This window comes from Streptomyces sp. NPDC051576, from assembly GCF_040681835.1.
Classification (GTDB): domain Bacteria; phylum Actinomycetota; class Actinomycetes; order Streptomycetales; family Streptomycetaceae; genus Streptomyces.
In genome coordinates this window covers 105,813-126,226 of the sequence record NZ_JBFAZO010000003.1, presented here as the reverse complement: position 1 = coordinate 126,226, position 20,414 = coordinate 105,813, and the positions used below count along the sequence as shown (strand labels likewise).

Sequence of the window (20,414 nt, the reverse complement as noted above, 5' to 3'; positions counted from 1 at the left end):
GCATGACAAATGTCAGACGGGTGCCGGACACACGAGAAAGCCCCGGTCCACCGGACCGGGGCTTTCACTGAAACTGGAGCGGACGACCAGGTTCGAACTGGCGACCTCAACCTTGGCAAGGTTGCGCTCTACCAACTGAGCTACGTCCGCATTGCCTCCGACCAGCTCTCACTGATCGGCGCGAGCACCAGCCTACCCGATCCACAGCAGTGGTCCGGACGGCGATGCAGAGCGGGTGACAGGAATTGCACACTGCGCCTTCCCCCTGGAAGGGGGATGTTCTGCTACTGAACTACACCCGCATGTACTCCGTGAGCTGGGCCTTTCGGCCTCGCCCCTCGGCGTGCTCCGAACTCTAGCTGACCAGGAGGGGTGCAGCGCAAGTCGGTTGCCCCGAGGGCCCGGTGACCGGCCGTAGGCCCGGGGGCCTGCCCGGCGGATCATGCCGCAGACGCGGGGCCTGGCACGTCCATCTGCGGCGTTGTCGTCGGTTGCCAACTCCCCCACGCTCGAACAACCTCGCGCGGGGGGACCCCCATCGCGTTGACGCCCTCCTCCGCCTTGCAGCCGCACGCACCAGGCCCCGCTCTCCGGCGCTGATCAGGCGCCGTCGCTTCCCTGCGACCTGATCCGCCGGACAGGCCCAGCTCTCGCAGAGCTTCTACTGCGCAGCGGCGAACGCCTCGTAGACCTTCTTGGGGATGCGTCCGCGCGCCGGCACGTCCATCTTGTTCGCCTGGGCCCAGGCCCGGACTGCCGCCGGGTCGGGGGCCACCTCGGTCTGGCGGTAGGCCTTGCCCGACCTCGACCGCTTGCGACCTGCGTCCACGTACGGCGCGAGCGCCTTACGCAGTTTCTTGGCATTGGCTTGATTCAGGTCGATCTCGTACGACTTGCCGTCGAGTCCGAAGGCGATCGTCTCCGCCGCTTCCGAGCCGTCGATGTCGTCAAAGAGAGTGACCACGACCTTCTGCGCCACGAATATCGGTCCCTTCGTGCGACACCTCAAACCGCACTATCCGCAGGGACGTACAGAGACGCCACGGAGGTGCGGAGATGTCGACTGTCCGCCTGTTAATGGGCAAAGTATCGGCTATTGCCAATTCATTTGTACAGTGCCCGGCAATGCAATGTGAAGCCCGACTAAATCTCCCCGCGTGTCTCGGCGCAATAGGGAACCGGGATCGATCCGGGATCTTTCCCTGAACTTTTCGTGAAGGCCCCCGCCCGACACCGGATCGTGATGGTCCTCACGTAGATTCCTACAACTCTACCCGCGTAGAAATTTTGTGCGGGTAGTCTGAAGCCACCTGCCGAAGACCCGCAGGAACCAGCTCAGCACCACACCACCGGGAGTGCCCGTGGCACGCGTCGTAGTCGACGTCATGCTCAAGCCGGAGATCCTCGACCCCCAGGGCCAGGCGGTCCAGCGTGCGCTGCCGCGCCTGGGTTTCGAAGGCATCTCCGATGTACGTCAGGGAAAGCGATTCGAACTGGAAGTTGACGGCCCGGTCGACGAGGCCGCGCTCGCCCGCATCCACGATCTCGCGGAATCCTTCCTCGCCAACACGGTGATCGAGGACTTCACCGTCAAGGTCGAAGAAGTGGCGGAGGCCGCCAAGTGACCGCTCGTATTGGCGTCGTCACTTTCCCCGGCAGCCTCGACGACCGCGACACCCAGCGCGCGATCCGTCTCGCCGGCGCCGAACCGGTCGCCCTCTGGCACAAGGACAAGAACCTCCACCAGGTCGACGCGGTCGTCCTCCCGGGCGGTTTTTCCTACGGCGACTATCTGCGCGCGGGCGCCATCTCCCGTTTCTCGCCGGTGATGGAGACGGTCATCGAGCAGGCGAAGTCGGGACTCCCCGTCCTCGGTATCTGCAACGGCTTCCAGGTCCTCACCGAGGCGCACCTCCTCCCCGGCGCGATGCTCGGCAACAACCACCTGCACTTCATCTGCCGTGACCAGAAACTGCGGGTGGAGAACGCGGACACCTCCTGGACCGGTGACTACACCGCAGGCCAGGAGATCCACATCCCGCTGAAGAACATGGACGGCCGGTACGTCGCCGACGAGCACACGCTCGACGAGCTGGAGGCGGAGGGCCGGGTCGTCTTCCGCTACCTGGACCTGAACCCGAACGGCTCGCTGCGCGACATCGCCGGCATCACGAACGCCGCCGGGAACGTCGTGGGCCTCATGCCGCACCCGGAGCACGCGGTCGAGCCGCTCATCGGGTCCGGCCGCACCGACGGCCTCCCCTTCTTCACCTCGATCCTCAAGAAGCTGGTCAACGCATGAGCCGGACGCCTCTGGACACGGTCGAGCACGCGACCGAGACCCCCGACGTCGAGCTGCCCTGGGCCGAACTCGGCCTGAAGAAGGACGAGTACGAGCGGGTCGTCGAGATCCTCGGCCGCCGGCCCACCGGCGCCGAGCTCGCCATGTACTCCGTCATGTGGTCCGAGCACTGCTCGTACAAGTCCTCCAAGGTCCACCTCCGCCAGTTCGGCGAGAAGGCCCCCCAGTCCGACGCCCTGCTCGTCGGCATCGGCGAGAACGCGGGTGTCGTCGACGTCGGCCAGGGCTACGCGGTCACCTTCAAGGTGGAGTCGCACAACCACCCGTCGTACGTGGAGCCCTACCAGGGCGCGGCCACGGGCGTCGGCGGCATCGTGCGCGACATCATCGCGATGGGCGCCCGCCCGGTAGCCGTGGTGGACCCCCTGCGCTTCGGCGCGGCCGACCACCCCGACACCAAGCGCGTCCTGCCGGGCGTCGTCGCGGGCATCGGCGGCTACGGCAACTGCCTGGGCCTGCCCAACATCGGCGGCGAGGTCGTCTTCGACGCCTGCTACCAGGGCAACCCGCTGGTCAACGCCGGTGCCATCGGCGTCATGCGGCACGAGGACATCCACCTCGCGAAGGCCTCCGGCGCGGGCAACAAGGTCATCCTCTACGGCGCCCGCACGGGCGGCGACGGCATCGGCGGCGCGTCGATCCTGGCGAGCGAGACCTTCGACGACGCGAAGCCTTCGAAGCGGCCGGCTGTCCAGGTGGGTGACCCCTTCCAGGAGAAGCTGCTGATCGAGTGCACGCTTGAGGCCTTCGCCGAGAAGCTGGTCGTCGGCATCCAGGACCTCGGTGCGGCCGGACTCTCCTGCGCCACCAGCGAGTTGGCGTCCAACGGCTCCGGCGGCATGACGGTGACGCTGGACGACGTACCTCTCCGTGACTCCACGCTCTCGCCCGAGGAAATCCTCATGAGCGAGTCGCAGGAGCGGATGTGCGCGGTCGTGGAGCCGGCCAAGGTCGAGCGCTTCCTGGAGATCTGCGAGAAGTGGGACGTCATCGCCACCGTCATCGGTGAGGTGACCGACGGCGACCGCCTCGAAATCTTCTGGCACGGCGGCAAGATCGTGGACGTCGACCCGCGTACGGTCGCGCACGACGGTCCGGTCTACGAGCGCCCGTACGCCCGCCCGGAGTGGCAGGACGCGCTCCAGGCGGACGACGCGAACGAGCTGCCGCGACCGGCGACCAGCGACGAACTCCGCGCGCAGGTCCTCCAGTTGGTCGGTTCTCCCAACCAGGCCTCCAAGAAGTGGATCACGTCCCAGTACGACCACTTCGTGCAGGGCAACACGGTGCTGGCGCAGCCCGAGGACTCGGGCATGATCCGCATCGACGAGAAGACCGGGCTCGGGGTCGCCATCGCGACGGACGGCAACGGCCGGTTCACGAAGCTGGACCCGTACGCGGGCGCCCAGTTGGCCCTGTCCGAGGCCTACCGCAACGTGGCGACGACGGGTGCGAAGCCCCTCGCCGTCTCCGACTGCCTGAACTTCGGTTCGCCCGAAGACCCGGCGGTGATGTGGCAGTTCGCGGAGGCGATCCGTGGACTGGCCGACGCCTGCCAGCAGTTGGGCACCCCGGTGACGGGCGGCAACGTCTCCCTCTACAACCAGACCGGCGAGGCGGCCATCCACCCGACCCCGGTGGTCGCGGTGTTGGGCGTGATCGACGATGTCGCGCGCCGCACGCCGGTGGCGTTCCAGGAGGAAGGCCAGCTCCTCTACCTCCTCGGTGACACCCGCGAGGAGTTCGGTGGTTCGGCCTGGTCGCAGGTTGTCCACGACCACCTCGGCGGGCTGCCCCCGAAGGTCGACCTGGAGCGCGAGCGGCTGCTGGCCGAGATCCTGATCTCCGCCTCCCGCGACGGCATGATCGACTCCGCGCACGACCTGTCCGACGGCGGTCTCGTCCAAGCGGTCGTGGAATCGGCCCTGTTGGGCGAGAAGGGCGCGCGTCTCGTCGTACCGGACGGGCTCGACGCGTTCACCTTCCTCTTCTCGGAGTCGGCGGGCCGCGCGGTCGTGGCCGTGCCTCGCTCGGAGGAGCTGCGCTTCACCGACATGTGCGGGGCGCGGGGGCTGCCGGTCACGCGTATCGGTGTCGTCGACGGTCAATCGGTCGATATCCAGGGCGAGTTCGCGCTGTCCCTGGAGGAGCTGCGCGAGGCGCACGAGGGGACGATCGAGGCGCTGCTGGCGTAGTACGCCGGCGCCACGCAAGCGTTCGTGGAACGGTCACGATGACCGTTCCACGAACGCCTGTCATGCGGACTGTTCTTCCTGTCCTTCCTGGTCTTCCTGCCCCTTTTGGGCGAAGAACTTGAGCAGGTCCCCGCCGATGGCCTCGTTGGTGGCCACGGCCGCCTTCGCGGCTTCGGCGCTACGGGGGAACAGCTCCTCCTCGTACACGGCGAGCGCCCGCTCGATGTCGTCGGGGTGCGCGGCGATGGCCTTGCCGAGTTCGGCGCCGTCCTGCATGGCCAGGTTGGCTCCCTCGCCGTCCGGCGGCGAGAGATGGGCGGCGTCGCCGAGCAGGGTCGCTCCCGGTGTCCGGTCCCAACGGTGCCCGATCGGCAGCGAGTTGAGGGGGCGCACGGTCGGAGCGGTGTCGCTGTCGGTGATCAGGGTGGTGATCTCGGGGGCCCAGCCGTCGAACTCCGCGGCGATCCGCGCGATGGCCGCGGCGGAGTCGGTGAAGTCGATGTCGGCGAACCACTCCTGAGGCCTGGCCAGTGTGACGTAGGCGTGCAGGGTCTCGCCGCTCTCCCGGTGGGCCCCGATCCACTTCCCGTTCCCGCTCTCACCGAGCACGAACAGGGACCCGTCGCCGACCGTCTTCGCGGCGACCGGGTGCCGGGTCTCGGCGTCGAACAGATAGGTCTCGACGAACGACCGGCCGAAATACTCGGGAACGGCGTCGGACAGCAGCGGCCGCACCCGCGACCAGGCGCCGTCCGCACCGACGAGCAGGTCCGTGCCGACGGTGGTGCCGTCCGCGAAGGTCACCTCGTGCCGGCCCGCACCGAGACTCCGGACACCGGTGACCTTGTGTCCCCACCGCACGGCGGTGGCCGGGAGCGAGTCGAGCAGGATCCGCCGCAACTCGCCGCGCTGCACCTCGGGGCGCCCACCGGTGCCGTCGTCGGGGTGGTCGAGCATGACGGTCCCGTCCGTGTCGAGGACGCGGGTCGCCTGCCGGCCCTCCAGGATGATGCCGCGGAACTCGTCCATCAAGTCGGCTTCTTCCAGGGCGAGTTGACCGTTGTAGTCGTGGATGTCGAGCATCCCTCCCTGTGTTCGGGCCATCGGTGAGGCCTCCGCCTCGTAGACCGTGGCGGTGATGCCGTGGACGTGCAGGACACGGGCGAGCGTCAGTCCGCCGAGCCCGGCTCCGATGATCGTGACGTGAGTGGTCATGACGACTCCTTGTGTGTCGTGGGGCTGCCGGACGAGCGCCCGGCGCGTTCTTCATCAAGGTTTCAGCGCGGCACCGACAGCCCGCCTACGCCGTACCGACAGCTCCGACAGACGACCGACGGGACGGTTCCCGGGGCAGCTCGGGGGGCTGGGGCAGCCGCCACGCCAGCACCGCGGCCACCGCCATCAGCCCGGCCCCGCCCCAGAACACCACCCGCGTCGCTTCCACGAACGCCTGGACGCCGGCCGCGTGGGCCGCACCCCTCAGGTGGGCCAGGGCCGTGATGTCGCCGCCGGGACCGTGCCCGGCGTAGAAGCGGGCCAGCACTGTGCCGAACACCGCCGTGCCCAGCGCGTTGCCCAGGGTCTGGAAGAAGCGGATCGATGTCGTGGCCACTCCCAACTGGTGGCGTGGCGCGGAGTCCTGGACCAGCAGGATCAGTTGGCCGACGAGCTGGCCGAACCCCAGGCCCGCCAGCAGGAGTTCCGCCCGGATCAGCCAGAGGGACGTGTCCGGGCCGGTCGTCGTGGCCAGCAGGGCGAAGGCGAGCGCCGTCGTCGCCGTACCGCTGAGGGTGAACGTCCGTGCCGACCAACCCCGGGCCCCCAGTGGGCCGGTGAGCAGACCGGCCGCCCCCAGTCCTACCGCCAGCGGCACCAGGAACAGACCCGCCGACGAACTGGCGATGCCGCGTGCGACCTGGAGATAGATCAGGACGTAGTAGATCGCGCACATCATCGCGCCCCCGAGAATCGCCTGCACCGCGAAGCCCAGCCGCAGTTCGCGCACCCTGAACAGGGACAGCGGCAACACCGGGTCGGGGGCGCGGAGTTGGCGCCACAGGAAGAGGGCCAGCGTCACCGCCGTAGCGAGGGCCAGGCCCATGATCTCGGGCGATGTCCATCCGTACTTCTTGCCGCCCCAGTCCGTCATCAGCAGCAGCGCGCTGGAGAACGCCGCCGCAAACCCCGCGCCCAAGTAGTCGAGCGGGCGCCGGACTTGGTGCTCGGGCAGCTTGAGGGCGAAGGCGGCCGAGGCCAACACCGCCACTCCCACGGGCAGGTTGACGTAGAAGATCCAGCGCCAGTTCGCGTGGTCCGCGAGCAGGCCGCCGATCCACGGGCCGATCGCCATCGCACCGCCCGCGATCAGCCCGCCGGTGTTCGTGCCCCTGCCGGAGTCCTTCTCGCCCGGTCCCTTCAGGTGGGCGATCACCACCATGGTGATGCTCATCAGGCCGCCCCCGCCCAGCCCTTGGAGCGCCCGGGCCGCGATGAGCTGGTCCATCGACCGCGCGGCGCCGCACAGCGCCGAGCCGAGCAGGAACGTGGCGATCGCCGCGGTGAAGACCCGCTTCGGGCCGTGTACGTCGCACAGCTTGCCGTAGAGCGGGAGCATCGCCGCCGACGCGAGCGCGTACGCGCTGACCAGCCACGGGATCTTGTCGATGCCGTGGGCGGGGTCGAGGTCGCGGACGATCGGGACGGTTGCGGCGGACACGATCTGCAGGTCGAGCAGGGCCAGCACGATCGTCACGAGGCAGACGACGAAGCCGATTTTTCGCTGGGTCTCGGTCATGGGGACCACCATGCAAGACGTTCGTGTACCGAGTCAATATTTCATCCGGGATTAAATTTCGCCTTGGTACAGTAAAGCGGTGACCGAAGTGATGGGACTGCGTGAGCGCAAGAAACTGGAGACGGCCCGGCGGATCGTCCGGACCGCGATCGCCCTCTTCATCGAGCACGGCTTCGACAACGTGTCCGTGCAGGAGATCGCCGACGCGTCCGACGTCTCCAAGATGACCGTCTTCAACTACTTCGGCACCAAGGAGGACCTGGTCTTCCGGCCGATGGAGGACCACTTCGGCGACGCGGCCCGCGCGGTGCGCGAGCGGCAGCCCGGCGAGTCGCCCGTGGACGCCGTACGCCGGCAGTTCCTGCAGATGGTCGAGGCCCGCGACCCGTCGGTCGGTCTCGCCGGCGAGGTGTTCGTCCGCCAGTTGCGCGAACTCGTCCTCGGCACCCCGGTCCTGCGTGACCGCGCCTTCCTGGCCGCTCAGAAGGGCACCCGCGACCTCGCCGCCCACCTCGCCGAGGAGACCGGCGACCTCATGCTCGCCACGGTCGCAGCCGCCATGATCAGCGCCGCCCGCAACGCCCTGATCGAGGAGCACTACCGCCGCATCGACACCGGCGATCCGGTCGACGCGATCGTCGCCGACGCCCCCGAACGCGCCGCGCGCGCCTTCGCGTTGGTGGAACACGGGCTCGGGGAGTACGCGCGCAAAACTCCGTGAGACCGACCCGGGACGCGCACTAGGCTCGCCGCCATGCCCACCGCCAAGAAGCGCCCCCGCACCTACGACCCCGCCAGGACCCGCACCGCGGTCCTCGCCCAGTTCGGGAACGTACGGACGGCGGTGGCGGCCCTCACCCCCGAGCAGCTCGAACTGCCGACCCGGCTCGGTGCGTGGACCGTGCGGGAGCTGGTCGCGCACATCGGGATGGCGCTCACGGCGATCGAGCGCGCCCTCGCCCTGCCGCAGCCGCCGAAGCAGGACGCCGTGCTGCTCGACTGGCCGTTCGCGACGAGCGCCAACTCCGCGGCCATCGACGACTTCAGCCGACGACTGGGCAAGGAGCACCCCGACCTCGACACCTACCTCGCCGGCATCGAGCAGCACCTCACCGAGCAGCTCGACACCCACCCCGGCACCCGGCTGCTGGCCACCAACGTCGGCGCCCTCCCCCTCGACGACTACCTCGTCACCCGTGCCGTCGAACTCGTCGTCCACACCGACGACCTGAACGCCGCCCTCCCCGGCCTCGACATCCCCTACGACCGCCAGGCCCTCGCCGCCTGCACCCGGCTGCTGGCCGACGCGCTGGCCGTGAAGGCGCCCGGCGGTTCGACGGAGGTGCGGATCCCGCCGTACGCCGTCGTGCAGTGCGTCGAGGGACCCCGGCACACCCGCGGCACCCCGCCGAACGTCGTCGAGACCGACCCCCTGACCTGGCTCCGGCTCGCGACCGGACGGACGTCGTGGCAGGACGCCGTAGGAGAGGCGAAGGTCAGCGCGAGCGGGGAACGGGCGGATCTGGGCGGACTGCTGCCGCTGATGAGCTGAGTCGGGGAACCGGGCTCCCGCCCCTCCCGTCCCATCACCATGGACATGAAGCGACTCACCCTCGCGGTCCTCACCGTGCTGCCCCTCGCCGTCGCGTGCGGCGGATCGGACACCACCCCGCTTTTCGGCACGAAGTGGACCGTCACCTCACCGTCCGCCGGCAAGCAGGCGTACCTCACCTTCGACCAGAAGACCGGCAGGGTCGGCGGCCGGCTCGGCTGCAACGCCGTGGGCGCGACGGCGACCGTACGCGCCGGACACATCACGCTCGGCCGCCCGTCCACCACCCGAATGATGTGCGACGCCTCACTCATGGGCACCGAACGCTCCCTGCTCGCCCTCTTCGGCGGGCAGGTCGGCTATCGAGTCGATCACGACACCCTCATCCTGACCAGCGGAAACGGCACGATCGTGCACGCGGTCGCCGACAAGTGATCCACTACCGGCGAGTAACCCGAATTCGGACCAGTGGTCGATCTCGCCTACACTCGGTGGCGTGCCACGTGGTGACGGTCGACTCAGTCATGATCTGCTCCCCGGCGAGAAGGGTCCCCAGGACGCGTGTGGCGTCTTCGGGGTCTGGGCTCCCGGTGAAGAGGTCGCCAAGCTCACTTACTTCGGGCTCTACGCCCTCCAGCATCGAGGCCAGGAATCCGCGGGAATCGCGGTCAGCAACGGCTCGCAGATCCTTGTCTTCAAGGACATGGGTCTGGTCTCCCAGGTCTTCGACGAGACCTCGCTCGGTTCGCTCCAGGGTCATATCGCGGTCGGTCACGCCCGCTACTCGACCACCGGCGCCTCCGTGTGGGAGAACGCCCAGCCGACGTTTCGCGCCACCGCGCACGGTTCCATCGCGCTCGGCCACAACGGCAACCTGGTCAACACCGCCCAGCTCGCGGAGATGGTCGCCGACCTGCCCAAGCAGGAAGGCCGTACCCCGCGCGTCGCGGCCACCAACGACACCGACCTGCTCACCGCGCTCCTCGCGGCCCAGGTCGACACCGACGGCAAGCCGCTGACCATCGAGGAAGCCGCCCACGCGGTCCTCCCGCAGGTCAAGGGCGCCTTCTCGCTCGTCTTCATGGACGAGCACACCCTCTACGCGGCCCGCGACCCGCAGGGCATCCGCCCGCTGGTCCTCGGCCGCCTGGAGCGCGGCTGGGTCGTCGCCTCCGAGTCCGCCGCCCTCGACATCTGCGGCGCCGCCTACGTCCGCGAGATCGAGCCGGGCGAGTTCGTCGCCATCGACGAGAACGGCCTGCGCACCTCCCGGTTCGCGGAAGCGAAGCCCAAGGGCTGTGTCTTCGAGTACGTCTATCTCGCCCGCCCCGACACCGACATCGCCGGCCGGAACGTGTACCTCTCCCGCGTGGAGATGGGCCGCAAGCTCGCGAAGGAAGCTCCGGTCGAGGCCGATCTGGTCATAGCGACTCCGGAGTCCGGCACCCCGGCCGCGATCGGTTACGCGGAGGCCTCGGGCATCCCGTTCGGTGCGGGTCTGGTGAAGAACGCCTACGTCGGCCGTACGTTCATCCAGCCCTCGCAGACCATCCGGCAGCTCGGCATCCGCCTGAAGCTGAACCCGCTGAAGGAAGTCATCAAGGGCAAGCGCCTGGTCGTCGTGGACGACTCGATCGTGCGCGGCAACACCCAGCGCGCCCTGGTGCGCATGCTCCGCGAGGCCGGCGCCGCCGAGGTCCACATCCGGATCTCCTCGCCGCCCGTGAAGTGGCCCTGCTTCTTCGGCATCGACTTCGCCACCCGCGCGGAACTCATCGCCAACGGCATGACCATCGACGAGATCGGCACCTCGCTCGGCGCCGACTCCCTGTCGTACATCTCCATCGACGGCATGATCGAGGCGACCACCATCGCCAAGCCGAACCTCTGCCGCGCCTGCTTCGACGGCGAGTACCCGATGGACCTCCCGGACCCCGAGCTGCTCGGCAAGCAGCTCCTGGAGACCGAGCTGGCGGCCGGTCCGGCCGCCACGGCGGCGGCCGACGCGATCCGTCGCCCGTAAGCCTCGTACCAATCAACCCGAAAGATCCCAGGCAATGTCTGAGAGTCCCGCTTCCGGTGCTTCCTACGCGGCTGCCGGCGTCGACATCGACGCGGGCGACCGCGCCGTAGAACTCATGAAGGAGTGGGTGAAGAAGACCCAGCGCCCCGAGGTCCTCGGCGGCCTCGGCGGTTTCGCCGGGCTCTTCGACGCCTCCGCCCTCAAGCGGTTCGAGCGTCCCCTGCTCGCCTCCGCCACGGACGGCGTCGGCACGAAGGTCGACATCGCCCGCCGTCTCGGCGTCTACGACACGATCGGGCACGACCTGGTCGCCATGGTCATGGACGACATCGTGGTGTGCGGCGCGGAGCCGCTCTTCATGACCGACTACATCTGTGTCGGCAAGGTGCACCCCGAGCGTGTCGCCGCCATTGTGAAGGGCATCGCCGAGGGCTGTGTGCTGGCCGGCTGCGCCCTGGTCGGCGGCGAGACAGCCGAACACCCCGGTCTGCTGGGCCCGGACGACTTCGACGTCGCCGGCGCCGGTACGGGCGTCGTGGAGGCCGACCGGCTGCTCGGCGCCGATCGCATCCGGACGGGTGACGCGGTGATCGCGATGGCGGCCTCCGGACTTCACTCGAACGGGTACTCGCTCGTCCGGCATGTGCTCCTCGACCAGGCGGGCCTGGACCTGGAGGCGCGCGTCGACGAACTGGGCCGCACCCTCGGCGAGGAACTCCTCGTGCCCACCAAGATCTACTCGCTGGACTGCCTGGCGCTGACCCGCACGACCGATGTGCACGCCTACTCGCACATCACCGGCGGCGGACTCGCCGCCAACCTCGCCCGAGTGATCCCGGACACACTGCACGCGATCGTGGACCGCTCCACCTGGACCCCGGCGCCGATCTTCGACCTCGTCGGGAAGACCGGCCGGGTCGAACGCCTGGAGCTGGAGAAGACCCTGAACATGGGCGTCGGCATGATCGCGATCGTCCCGGAGGAGTCTGCGGACGTGGCCCTGGAGACCCTGGCCGACCGCGGGGTCGAGGCCTGGGTCGCGGGCGAGATCACCGAGCGCGGCGACCACGCGACGGGCGCGGAGATGGTCGGCACGTATTCGATCTAGAAGCGCCTCAGTCTGACGAACAGCAGCACAAAACCCGGTCCGGCGGTGTTGCCCCGGACCGGGTGAGGTGCAGTTGCTCCGGAAATGACGGAACTGCGAGGGACGCTGGTGCGTCAAGCGCCTCGACGTTGCGACTGGGGACCGGACTCGTCGTCCTCGTCCTCATCGTCGTCGTTATAGAGATCCGCGTACTGAGCGTACGGGTCTTCTTCTTCCTCGTCGTCGTCCTCGAACGGCTCGCCATTCGGCGGCTGGCTCGAAGTCGAAGCGCCCAGCTCATTGGCCAGACGCGAGAGGTCAGTCCCGCCGCTGCTGTACTTCAGCTGGCGGGCGACCTTCGTCTGCTTGGCCTTTGCCCGGCCGCGCCCCATGGCTCGACCCCCTCGGATACGGGGCTCGGTGGCCCCAGAGTCTTGACACGCGTTCATGATCTGGAACGGACTCTCCGTGGAGAGACCGGTCCGTAGGGCTTCCACGGTACCTGAGCCCGCGCCCATACGGTACGTCGCCCGCAGCACGTGCCGGGCTCCAGGACCCGCGAGGTGCCCTGTACTCGCTGGTCAACCGCGATTTTAACCACTTCTTGGCAGGCGACCCGCCGACGAACGTGAGAGTTCTCTCTAAGTGCCCGTCGGCGGGTACCGCTCACCTGTTCCGGGCGGCCGCCTCGTGCATCCGCTGCTCGGCGATCCGGTCGGCCGCGGCGGCCGGCGGAATACCGTCTTCCTTCGCACGTGCGAATATTGCCAGCGTAGTGTCGAAGATCTTCGCGGCCTTCGCCCTGCACCGCTCGAAGTCGAACCCGTGCAGCTCGTCGGCGACCTGGATCACCCCGCCGGCGTTCACCACGTAGTCCGGTGCGTAGAGGATCCCGCGGTCGGCGAGGTCCTTCTCGACGCCCGGGTGCGCGAGCTGGTTGTTGGCCGCGCCGCACACCACCTTGGCGGTCAGCACCGGCACGGTGTCGTCGCTCAGGGCTCCGCCGAGGGCGCAGGGGGCGTAGACGTCGAGCCCCTCGACCCGGATCAGCGCCTCGGTGTCCGCGACGGCGCTCACGCCGGTCGGGTGCTTGTCGAGGATCCGTCGTACGGACTCCTCGCGCACGTCGGTGATCACGACCTCGGCGCCCTCGTCCCGCAGGTGCTCCACCAGGTGGTGCCCGACCTTGCCGACGCCCGCGATGCCGACCCTGCGGCCGCTGAGCGACGGATCGCCCCAGAGGTGCTGGGCGCTGGCGCGCATGCCCTGGTAGACACCGAAGGCGGTCAGCACGGAGGAGTCGCCCGCGCCGCCGCTCGAAGGGGAGCGTCCGGTCGTCCACTGGCACTCGCGGGCCACGACGTCCATGTCGGCGACATACGTGCCGACGTCGCACGCGGTGACGTACCGGCCGCCCAGCGAGGCCACGAACCGGCCGTAGGCGAGCAGCAGTTCCTCGGTCTTGTCGCGCTCCGGGTCACCGATGATGACGGCCTTGCCGCCGCCGTGGTCCAGACCGGCCATGGCGTTCTTGTACGACATCCCGCGGGCGAGGTTGAGCGCGTCGGCGACGGCCTCCGCCTCGCTCGCGTACGGGTAGAAGCGCGTACCGCCCAGGGCGGGGCCCAGGGCGGTGTTGTGGATGGCGATGACGGCCTTGAGGCCGCTGGCCCGGTCCTGGCAGAGCACGACTTGCTCATGACCGCCCTGGTCCGAGTGGAACAGGGTGTGCAGGACGCCGTTGTCTACGTCGGTCACTGTGGTGACTCCTGGGTAAGTGGCGGCGGTTGGAGACAGGCGCCCGTAAGGGTGGCGGGTGCCGGTGGCACGAGCGTAGAGCCTGCGTCCGACCGCGATCGGTGCAGTGTTCAGGATCACCTACTGGAGGGGGGTGTCCGTGCGACGATTTGCATAGTTTTCCCGCGCGTTCGTGAGCGGGTCCCGGAGGTTTTCCCGACGGTCGGCGGGGGAGGGAAGCAGGCGTGCCCAAGGTGTCCTCGGTGATCGTCCCGTACGCGACCTATCTGCGGGTCTACGAACCACTGGCCGCTTTCCCCGAGCCGGAGCGCGGCCACTGGACGCGCTACGCCCGCCGCCCCGACCGTCCGTCGTACCAGGACGAACTGCGCCGCGCGCTGGCCGACTTGCTGCCCACCCCGCCCGTCCCGGTGCCGGTGCACGAGAGCGCCGACGCCTTCGTGGTGGAGGTCGACGGCGTGGTCTGCGTCTGCCCCTGGCGCACCCGGCTGCGCGGCTGGCAGGCCCTGGGCGACCTCGCCGAGGAGCTCCCGCCGCCGGTCCTGGACGCCGTACTGCCGCCGCTCCTACGGCATCAGGCCACCCAGGACTACGAGCGCTGGCTGGCCCGCAACCCGGACGCCAGGCCGTGGATCCGCACGGCGACCTGGCAGGTGCCGCTGAACTGGTTCGTGCTCGTAGGGGACGAGGAGCGGCGCTACGACAAGGCCTCCGGGGACGATCCGCCGATGCTGCGTTACCGGACGCCGATGGTGCAGGCGCGGCGGCGGGTGGCGCGGGCGCTGCGGGCCCTGAAGGACGCGATCGACGAGGGGCCGCTGATCGACGGTCTGGTGGACGTGGGGCGCTGGCTTGAGGAGTTCCATCCGCGTTCGCTGGTGGAACTGGACTACGGCGGGCTCGTGCACGTCCTGCCGGCCGGCGAGTTGGAGGACGACCACTCGGCGGCGGACGTGGCCGAGGGCATCGAGGCGCTGCGGGTCGGGGACGGGGCGGCGGCGGGCGAGGCGTACGGGCGGCTCGTGGAGCGCTGGCGGTCGGTCAGGGACCGGCGCTCGGCGAACTGACAGTTTCGAACAACTGCGCATAGGATTCTTACGGTTCGTCAACAGGGGACGTAGGTCCCGATCCGGACCTTTGATGCCAAGCGTGACGGAACGCACGTACAGATCCCTTGCGCCCCTTGCCCACCCTCGTGCCAAAATAGGACAAGGAGTCCGGGGAGGACTCTGTCCGTCCCGTTGTGGGCGGAATCTCAGCATTGCGTGCTTTGGGGGGTCTGGATGACTCCTGATCGCCCTGTGACTGATCGTCACAGTGGTGTGACTGTCCGCTATGGCATGGTCCATCGGCTTCCGTCGCTGATGGCCACCTGGGAGGGCAATTCCATCGGTTTGGCCTACGCGGTTGGACAGATGGTGTAGTTGTAGTGCCGAGGACAAGCCGTTCGTCCTATAACCGACTCGACTCGCGTCCGCCATTTCGGGCAACGCGGGTCAAGGTGCAGAATTTAGAGGAAAGAACCGAGAAGGTTCGGTTCTCCCGAGGAGGCCGCTCATGACCGCTCGCACCCCTGATGCCGAGCCGCTGCTGACCCCGGCTGAGGTCGCCACGATGTTCCGTGTGGACCCCAAGACGGTCACGCGGTGGGCGAAGGCCGGCAAGCTCACTTCGATTCGCACGCTCGGCGGACACCGCCGTTACCGCGAGGCGGAGGTCCGTGCACTGCTCGCGGGCATTCCGCAGCAGCGCAGCGAAGCCTGACCAACTGAATAAGGGCGAAACGGCTGGTCCCCCAACCGGTCAGGCGCCCGACAGCACAGCTCCAAGCGACGCGGGTTCTGCCCCAACAGAGCCCACGCCCAAGCTCTTCAGACTTGTGAACACAGGGTGCGTCGTAGATCGCGCTGGACTCCGCCGGGTCCAGCGCGATCTTTTTTGTGCCTGGTCGTGGGTCCGTGCGCGCAGAACGCAGGGTCCTGTGAGGGACCTTGTCGGAGTCTGGGGAGGGCTGTCGGATCTCCTGTGGACCATCGCCCGTAGGGGTGCAATTGCACATATTAAATTGACCAGTTGTAAGCGAGGTGTGAGTTCCGCGGTTTCAAAAACTTATGCGGTGACACCCGTCACATGCCGGATGGCTTGTTGCCGCCGACCTATGTGCGCTAAGAGGGTTGGCCCTCCGGATCGTCCCGGAGCGGAGGGGAGTCCAGGGCCAGCCGCAGCAGCCGGTGGCAGATCGGGCAGTGCCGGGTCACATGGCGGTAGGAGCTGGCGGCCGACAGGTGCGCACGGAGCAGGGCCCGCGTCTCGTGCCTGACCGAAGCCGCCATACGCCACCTCCAGTGGCCCTGCTGGAACGGGGCCTGGTTTCTGGGTACCTGGCGGATGTGGGGGCGTCAAGACGGCAGGCGTTCAGAGGAGGGCATGAAGAAGGCCCGCACCGTCGCCGGTGCGGGCCTTCATCTACTGCGGTCCTGACGGGATTTGAACCCGCGGCCTCCACCTTGACAGGGTGGCGAGCACTCCAAACTGCTCCACAGGACCTGGTTTCGCGGCACTTGATGGTGCGTTGTGCTGCGAGATGAGACTGTACAGGAGGGGGCCCGCCTGGTCGAACTCACCCTGTGTGCGGGCGCTGTTACGGTGCGGCGGCGTCGATCGCCTTCACGATGCGCTTGTCGGAGACCGGGTACGCCGTGCCGAGCGCGTGCGCGAAATAGCTGACCCGGAGCTCCTCGATCATCCAGCGGATGTCACGGACGGAGGCGGGCACCGGGCGGCCCTGGGGAAGTTGCTCCAGGAGCCAGGCGTACTCGTCCCGCATCTCGTGGACCTTCTCCATGCGCGTGGTGTCCCGCTGGACGCCGGTCGGCATCTGCTGGAGGCGGCGGTCGGCGGCCACCAGGTAGCGCATCAGGTCGGGCAGGCGGCGTATGCCGGCCGACGTGACGAAGCCGGGCTTCACGAGGGCGTCCAACTGGGCGCGTACGTCCGCGAGGTTCGCCAGCAGCGCGGGGCTGTGCGCGGCCTTCAGGCGGCGCTCACAGGCCTGCCAGGCGGCCAGCACCTGCTGCACCTGCCCCACCGCCCGCACCGTCGTGTCGACGATCTCGGCGCGCACCTTCTCGTAGAGCTTCCGGTACGACTCCTCGTCCCACGCCGGTCCGCCGAAGTCGCCGATGAGTTTGTCGGCGGCGGCCAGCGCGCAGTCGTCGAACAGCGCCTGGATCGAACCGTGCGGATTCGCGGACAGCGCGAGCTTCTGTGCGTTCGTGAGCTTTTCGGAAGCGAACTTCGCGGGATTGACCGGGATGTTGCGGACGATCAGCCGGCGCGTGCCCTTCCACATCGCCTCCGCCTGCTCCTCCTCCGTGTCGAAGAGCCGTACGGAGACCGTGTCGCCGTCGTCGACCAGCGCGGGGTACGCCTTCACCGGCTGGCCCGCCCGGCGGGTCTCGAAGACCCGGGTGAGGGTGCCGATCGTCCAGTCGGTCAGGCCCCTGCGCTCCAGGGACTCGCCGCCCTCGCGCTCGGCCGTCGCCGCGGCCGCCTGTGAGATGGCCTGGCGTGCCTTCGGCTTCAACCGGATTTTGAGCGCCTCCAGGTCCTTGTCCTCGGCGATCTTGCGGCGGCGCTCGTCGACGATCCGGAAGGTGATCAGGAGATGGTCCGGGACCTTCGACCAGTCGAAGTCGTCGGCGGTGAAGGGGACTCCGACCATGCGCTTCAGCTCGCGCGCCATGGTCGTGGTCAACGGCTCCTGCAGCGGGGTCGCCGTCGCCAGGAAGCGCTGGGCGAAGTTCGGGGCCGGTACGTAGTTGCGGCGGATCGGTTTCGGGAGGGAGCGGATCAGCTCCGTCACGACCTCCTCGCGCAGCCCCGGGATCTGCCAGTCGAAGCCCTCGTCGGTGACCTGGTTGAGGACCTGGAGCGGGATGTGGACCGTGACACCGTCGGCGTCCGCGCCCGGCTCGAACTGGTACGTCACCCGGAACTTCAGCCGGCCCTGGTGCCAGGAGTCCGGATAGTCGGCCTTGCTGATGTCGCCCGCGCGCTCGTTGATGAGCATCGAGCGCTCGAAGTCGAGGAGTTCGGGCTCCTCATGGCGCTTGTGCTTCCACCAGGAGTCGAAGTGGGCGCCGGACACCACGTGTTCGGGCACCCGCTGGTCGTAGAAGTCGAAGAGCGTCTCGTCGTCGACCAGGATGTCCCGGCGCCGTGCGCGGTGCTCCAACTCCTCTACCTCGGTGAGGAGTCGGCGGTTGTCGGCGAAGAACTTGTGGTGCGTGCGCCAGTCGCCCTCGACCAGCGCGTTGCGGATGAACAGCTCGCGGGAGGCCTCCGGGTCGATGCGGCCGTAGTTCACCTTGCGCTGCGCGATGATCGGGACGCCGTAGAGCGTGACCTTCTCGAAGGCCATCACCGCCGCCTGGTCCTTCTCCCAGTGCGGTTCGCTGTACGTCCGCTTCAGGAGGTGGCCGGCGAGCGGCTCGACCCACTCGGGCTCGATCTTGGCGTTCACGCGCGCCCAGAGGCGCGAAGTCTCCACCAGCTCCGCCGACATGACGAAGCGCGGGGTCTTCTTGAAGAGGGCCGAACCCGGGAAGATCGCGAACTTGGCGCTGCGGGCGCCCAGATACTCGTTCTTCGCGCCGTCCTTCACGTCCTTCATGCCGATGTGGGAGAGCAGCCCGGCGAGGAGCGAGACGTGCACGCTCTGCTCGGCCGCGTCCTCCTCGTTGAACTGGATGCCCATCTGCTTGGCGACCGTGCGGAGTTGGCTGTAGATGTCCTGCCACTCACGGATGCGGAGGAAGTTCAGGTACTCCTGCTTGCACATCCGGCGGAAGGCGGAGGAGCCGCGCTCCTTCTGCTGCTCGCGGATGTACCGCCACATGTTCAGGAAGGCGAGGAAGTCGCTCGTCTCGTCCCGGAAGCGGGCGTGCTGCTGGTCGGCCTGTGTCTGTTTGTCGGCGGGGCGCTCGCGCGGGTCCTGGATGGAGAGCGCGGCGGCGATCACCATGACCTCGCGGACACAGCCGTTCTTGTCGGCCTCCAGGACCATGCGGGCCAGGCGCGGGTCCACCGGGAGCTGGGCCAGTTTGCGGCCGGTCTGGGTGAGCCGTCGGCGCGGGTCCTTCTCGCCCGGGTCCAACGCGCCCAGTTCCTGGAGGAGTTGGACGCCGTCACGGATGTTGCGGTGGTCCGGCGGATCGATGAACGGGAACTTCTCGATGTCGCCGAGGCCGGCCGCGGTCATCTGGAGGATGACGGAGGCGAGGTTCGTCCGCAGGATCTCGGCGTCCGTGAACTCCGGACGGGCCTCGAAGTCCTCCTCGGAGTACAGCCGGATGCAGATGCCGTCGGACGTACGGCCGCAACGCCCCTTGCGCTGGTTGGCACTTGCCTGGCTAACCGCCTCGATTGGCAGCCGCTGCACCTTCGTACGGTGGCTGTAGCGGCTGATGCGGGCGAAGCCGGGGTCGATGACGTACTTGATGCCCGGGACGGTGAGGGAGGTCTCGGCGACGTTGGTCGCCAGAACGATCCTGCGGCCCGTGTGCTGCTGGAAGACGCGATGCTGCTCGGCGTGCGAGAGCCGGGCGTAGAGAGGGAGGACCTCGGTGAAGCGGTAGTTCTTCTTCACCAGCGCGTCCGCCGTGTCGCGGATCTCCCGCTCACCGGAGAGGAAGACCAGGATGTCGCCCTTGCCCTCGCCCTGAAGCTCCTCCACGGCGTCGCAGATCGCGGTGATCTGGTCGCGGTCGGAGTCCTCCGAGTCGTCTTCGAGGAGCGGGCGGTAGCGGACCTCCACTGGATACGTCCGGCCGCTGACCTCGATGATCGGGGCCTCGCCGAAGTGCCGGGAGAAACGCTCGGGGTCGATGGTCGCCGAGGTGATGACGACCTTCAAGTCGGGCCGCTTGGGCAGCAGTTGGGCCAGATAGCCGAGCAGGAAGTCGATGTTGAGGGACCGCTCGTGGGCCTCGTCGATGATGATCGTGTCGTAGGCGCGCAGTTCGCGGTCGGTCTGGATCTCGGCGAGCAGGATGCCGTCCGTCATCAGCTTGATGAAGGTCGACTCCTGGTTCACCTGGTCCGTGAAGCGGACCTTCCAGCCGACGGCCTCGCCGAGCGGGGTGTCCATCTCCTCGGCCACGCGCTCGGCGACCGTACGGGCGGCGATGCGGCGGGGCTGGGTGTGTCCGATCATGCCGCGCACACCACGGCCGAGTTCGAGGCAGATCTTGGGGATCTGGGTGGTCTTGCCGGAGCCGGTCTCGCCGGCCACGATCACGACCTGGTGATCGCGGATCGCGGCCGCGATGTCGGCCTTCTTCTGGCTGACCGGCAGCTGCTCGGGATACGAGATCGCGGGGATGCGGGTGCGCCGCTCGGCCATCCGCTCCTCGCCGCGGGCCACCTCGGCCTCGATCTCGGCGAGGACGGCGGCACGCGCCTCCGGCTTACGGATCTTGCGCGCGCCTTCGAGCCTGCGCCCGAGCCGGTGCGCGTCGCGCAGGGTCAGCTCGGTCAGGCGGGGGGCGAGGTCGCCGAGGGCAGGGGCGCCGGGGGCGGGAGCGCCGGGTGCGGAGGCGGGGTGCGTAGACATACGTCGTCCAGGATCTCACCTCGCCGA

17 protein-coding genes and 3 tRNA genes are annotated in these 20,414 nt (G+C 68.5%); 10 read left to right on the top strand and 10 right to left on the bottom strand.

All coding sequences use genetic code 11. The annotated features are described in order from the left end of the window. Positions 1–74 precede the first annotated feature (74 nt). The 3 genes from AB0M63_RS10305 to AB0M63_RS10295 all read right to left on the bottom strand — a co-directional run bounded on the left by AB0M63_RS10305 (position 75) and on the right by AB0M63_RS10295 (position 979). Positions 75–150 (bottom strand) — tRNA-Gly (locus AB0M63_RS10305). Positions 151–230: 80 nt separating this feature from the next. Next, positions 231–302 (bottom strand) — tRNA-Gly (locus tag AB0M63_RS10300). Positions 303–661: 359 nt separating this feature from the next. After that, positions 662–979, bottom strand: a complete 318-nt coding sequence (locus tag AB0M63_RS10295; RefSeq protein ID WP_019073805.1) for an Lsr2 family protein — start codon at positions 977–979, stop codon at positions 662–664. A gap of 382 nt (positions 980–1,361) precedes the next feature. Here AB0M63_RS10295 and purS point away from each other — a divergent pair, with 382 nt between their 5' ends. Genes purS through purL form a run of 3 tightly spaced genes read left to right on the top strand, consistent with a single transcriptional unit; the run spans position 1,362 to position 4,557 of the window. Then, the gene (gene purS / locus AB0M63_RS10290) at positions 1,362–1,625 is read left to right on the top strand and encodes a phosphoribosylformylglycinamidine synthase subunit PurS (RefSeq protein ID WP_015659417.1); all 264 of its coding nucleotides are present in this window, start codon (positions 1,362–1,364) and stop codon (positions 1,623–1,625) included. After that, complete coding sequence (purQ, locus tag AB0M63_RS10285) at positions 1,622–2,302, top strand: phosphoribosylformylglycinamidine synthase subunit PurQ (RefSeq protein ID WP_355910760.1); 681 nt, start codon at positions 1,622–1,624, stop codon at positions 2,300–2,302. The genes purS and purQ overlap by 4 nt, the downstream gene beginning before the upstream one ends. After that, a complete protein-coding gene (purL, locus tag AB0M63_RS10280; protein WP_366019078.1) occupies positions 2,299–4,557 on the top strand; it encodes a phosphoribosylformylglycinamidine synthase subunit PurL in 2,259 nt (752 codons plus the stop codon). The genes purQ and purL overlap by 4 nt, the downstream gene beginning before the upstream one ends. A gap of 60 nt (positions 4,558–4,617) precedes the next feature. Here the strand turns inward: purL and AB0M63_RS10275 are convergent, their stop codons facing one another. After that, on the bottom strand, positions 4,618–5,772 hold the full coding sequence (locus AB0M63_RS10275; protein WP_366019077.1) for an NAD(P)/FAD-dependent oxidoreductase: 1,155 nt from the start codon (positions 5,770–5,772) through the stop codon (positions 4,618–4,620). Positions 5,773–5,857: 85 nt separating this feature from the next. Further along, positions 5,858–7,351 (bottom strand): MFS transporter, encoded by a 1,494-nt coding sequence (locus AB0M63_RS10270; protein ID WP_366019076.1) that lies wholly within the window; start codon positions 7,349–7,351, stop codon positions 5,858–5,860. Positions 7,352–7,430: 79 nt separating this feature from the next. Here AB0M63_RS10270 and AB0M63_RS10265 point away from each other — a divergent pair, with 79 nt between their 5' ends. From AB0M63_RS10265 to purM, 5 genes are all read left to right on the top strand, one after another. Further along, the gene (locus tag AB0M63_RS10265; RefSeq protein WP_366019075.1) at positions 7,431–8,072 is read left to right on the top strand and encodes a helix-turn-helix domain-containing protein; all 642 of its coding nucleotides are present in this window, start codon (positions 7,431–7,433) and stop codon (positions 8,070–8,072) included. A gap of 33 nt (positions 8,073–8,105) precedes the next feature. Continuing rightward, positions 8,106–8,903, top strand: a complete 798-nt coding sequence (locus AB0M63_RS10260; RefSeq protein ID WP_366019074.1) for a sterol carrier family protein — start codon at positions 8,106–8,108, stop codon at positions 8,901–8,903. Positions 8,904–8,948: 45 nt separating this feature from the next. Then, the gene (locus tag AB0M63_RS10255) at positions 8,949–9,338 is read left to right on the top strand and encodes an META domain-containing protein (protein ID WP_366019073.1); all 390 of its coding nucleotides are present in this window, start codon (positions 8,949–8,951) and stop codon (positions 9,336–9,338) included. A gap of 61 nt (positions 9,339–9,399) precedes the next feature. Beyond that, positions 9,400–10,926: an amidophosphoribosyltransferase gene (purF, locus tag AB0M63_RS10250; protein ID WP_355910780.1), complete on the top strand. Its 1,527-nt coding sequence runs from the start codon at positions 9,400–9,402 to the stop codon at positions 10,924–10,926. Positions 10,927–10,960: 34 nt separating this feature from the next. After that, positions 10,961–12,034 carry a phosphoribosylformylglycinamidine cyclo-ligase gene (gene purM / locus AB0M63_RS10245; RefSeq protein ID WP_355910783.1) on the top strand — a complete coding sequence of 358 codons (1,074 nt, stop codon included), beginning with the start codon at positions 10,961–10,963 and terminating at the stop codon, positions 12,032–12,034. Positions 12,035–12,147: 113 nt separating this feature from the next. Here purM and AB0M63_RS10240 read toward each other — a convergent pair whose 3' ends face one another. Further along, complete coding sequence (locus AB0M63_RS10240; RefSeq protein ID WP_355910787.1) at positions 12,148–12,405, bottom strand: DUF3073 domain-containing protein; 258 nt, start codon at positions 12,403–12,405, stop codon at positions 12,148–12,150. A 274-nt stretch (positions 12,406–12,679) separates the two neighbouring features. Next, complete coding sequence (locus AB0M63_RS10235; RefSeq protein ID WP_366019072.1) at positions 12,680–13,771, bottom strand: Glu/Leu/Phe/Val dehydrogenase dimerization domain-containing protein; 1,092 nt, start codon at positions 13,769–13,771, stop codon at positions 12,680–12,682. A 224-nt stretch (positions 13,772–13,995) separates the two neighbouring features. On the opposite strand from AB0M63_RS10235, the gene AB0M63_RS10230 reads away from it, so the two are divergent. Beyond that, positions 13,996–14,838 carry a hypothetical protein gene (locus AB0M63_RS10230; protein ID WP_355910793.1) on the top strand — a complete coding sequence of 281 codons (843 nt, stop codon included), beginning with the start codon at positions 13,996–13,998 and terminating at the stop codon, positions 14,836–14,838. Between the two features lie 490 nt (positions 14,839–15,328). Beyond that, positions 15,329–15,535 (top strand): developmental transcriptional regulator BldC, encoded by a 207-nt coding sequence (bldC, locus tag AB0M63_RS10225; RefSeq protein WP_003949541.1) that lies wholly within the window; start codon positions 15,329–15,331, stop codon positions 15,533–15,535. 401 nt (positions 15,536–15,936) lie between these two features. Here bldC and AB0M63_RS10220 read toward each other — a convergent pair whose 3' ends face one another. The 3 genes from AB0M63_RS10220 to hrpA form a co-directional block, all read right to left on the bottom strand. Beyond that, positions 15,937–16,104 carry a DUF6274 family protein gene (locus AB0M63_RS10220; protein WP_355910796.1) on the bottom strand — a complete coding sequence of 56 codons (168 nt, stop codon included), beginning with the start codon at positions 16,102–16,104 and terminating at the stop codon, positions 15,937–15,939. A 139-nt stretch (positions 16,105–16,243) separates the two neighbouring features. Then, a tRNA-Asp gene (locus AB0M63_RS10215) sits at positions 16,244–16,318 on the bottom strand. A gap of 94 nt (positions 16,319–16,412) precedes the next feature. Further along, complete coding sequence (hrpA, locus tag AB0M63_RS10210) at positions 16,413–20,387, bottom strand: ATP-dependent RNA helicase HrpA (protein ID WP_366019071.1); 3,975 nt, start codon at positions 20,385–20,387, stop codon at positions 16,413–16,415. Positions 20,388–20,414: the final 27 nt, after the last annotated feature.

Coding starts and splice junctions, on each gene's coding strand:
- hrpA (WP_366019071.1), bottom strand. CDS start 20,387: ATGTCTACGCACCCCGCCTCCGCACCCGGCGCTCCCGCCCCCGGCGCC.
- AB0M63_RS10255 (WP_366019073.1), top strand. CDS start 8,949: ATGAAGCGACTCACCCTCGCGGTCCTCACCGTGCTGCCCCTCGCCGTC.
- AB0M63_RS10220 (WP_355910796.1), bottom strand. CDS start 16,104: ATGGCGGCTTCGGTCAGGCACGAGACGCGGGCCCTGCTCCGTGCGCAC.
- purL (WP_366019078.1), top strand. CDS start 2,299: ATGAGCCGGACGCCTCTGGACACGGTCGAGCACGCGACCGAGACCCCC.
- AB0M63_RS10240 (WP_355910787.1), bottom strand. CDS start 12,405: ATGGGGCGCGGCCGGGCAAAGGCCAAGCAGACGAAGGTCGCCCGCCAG.
- AB0M63_RS10260 (WP_366019074.1), top strand. CDS start 8,106: ATGCCCACCGCCAAGAAGCGCCCCCGCACCTACGACCCCGCCAGGACC.
- purM (WP_355910783.1), top strand. CDS start 10,961: ATGTCTGAGAGTCCCGCTTCCGGTGCTTCCTACGCGGCTGCCGGCGTC.
- AB0M63_RS10270 (WP_366019076.1), bottom strand. CDS start 7,351: ATGACCGAGACCCAGCGAAAAATCGGCTTCGTCGTCTGCCTCGTGACG.
- AB0M63_RS10275 (WP_366019077.1), bottom strand. CDS start 5,772: ATGACCACTCACGTCACGATCATCGGAGCCGGGCTCGGCGGACTGACG.
- bldC (WP_003949541.1), top strand. CDS start 15,329: ATGACCGCTCGCACCCCTGATGCCGAGCCGCTGCTGACCCCGGCTGAG.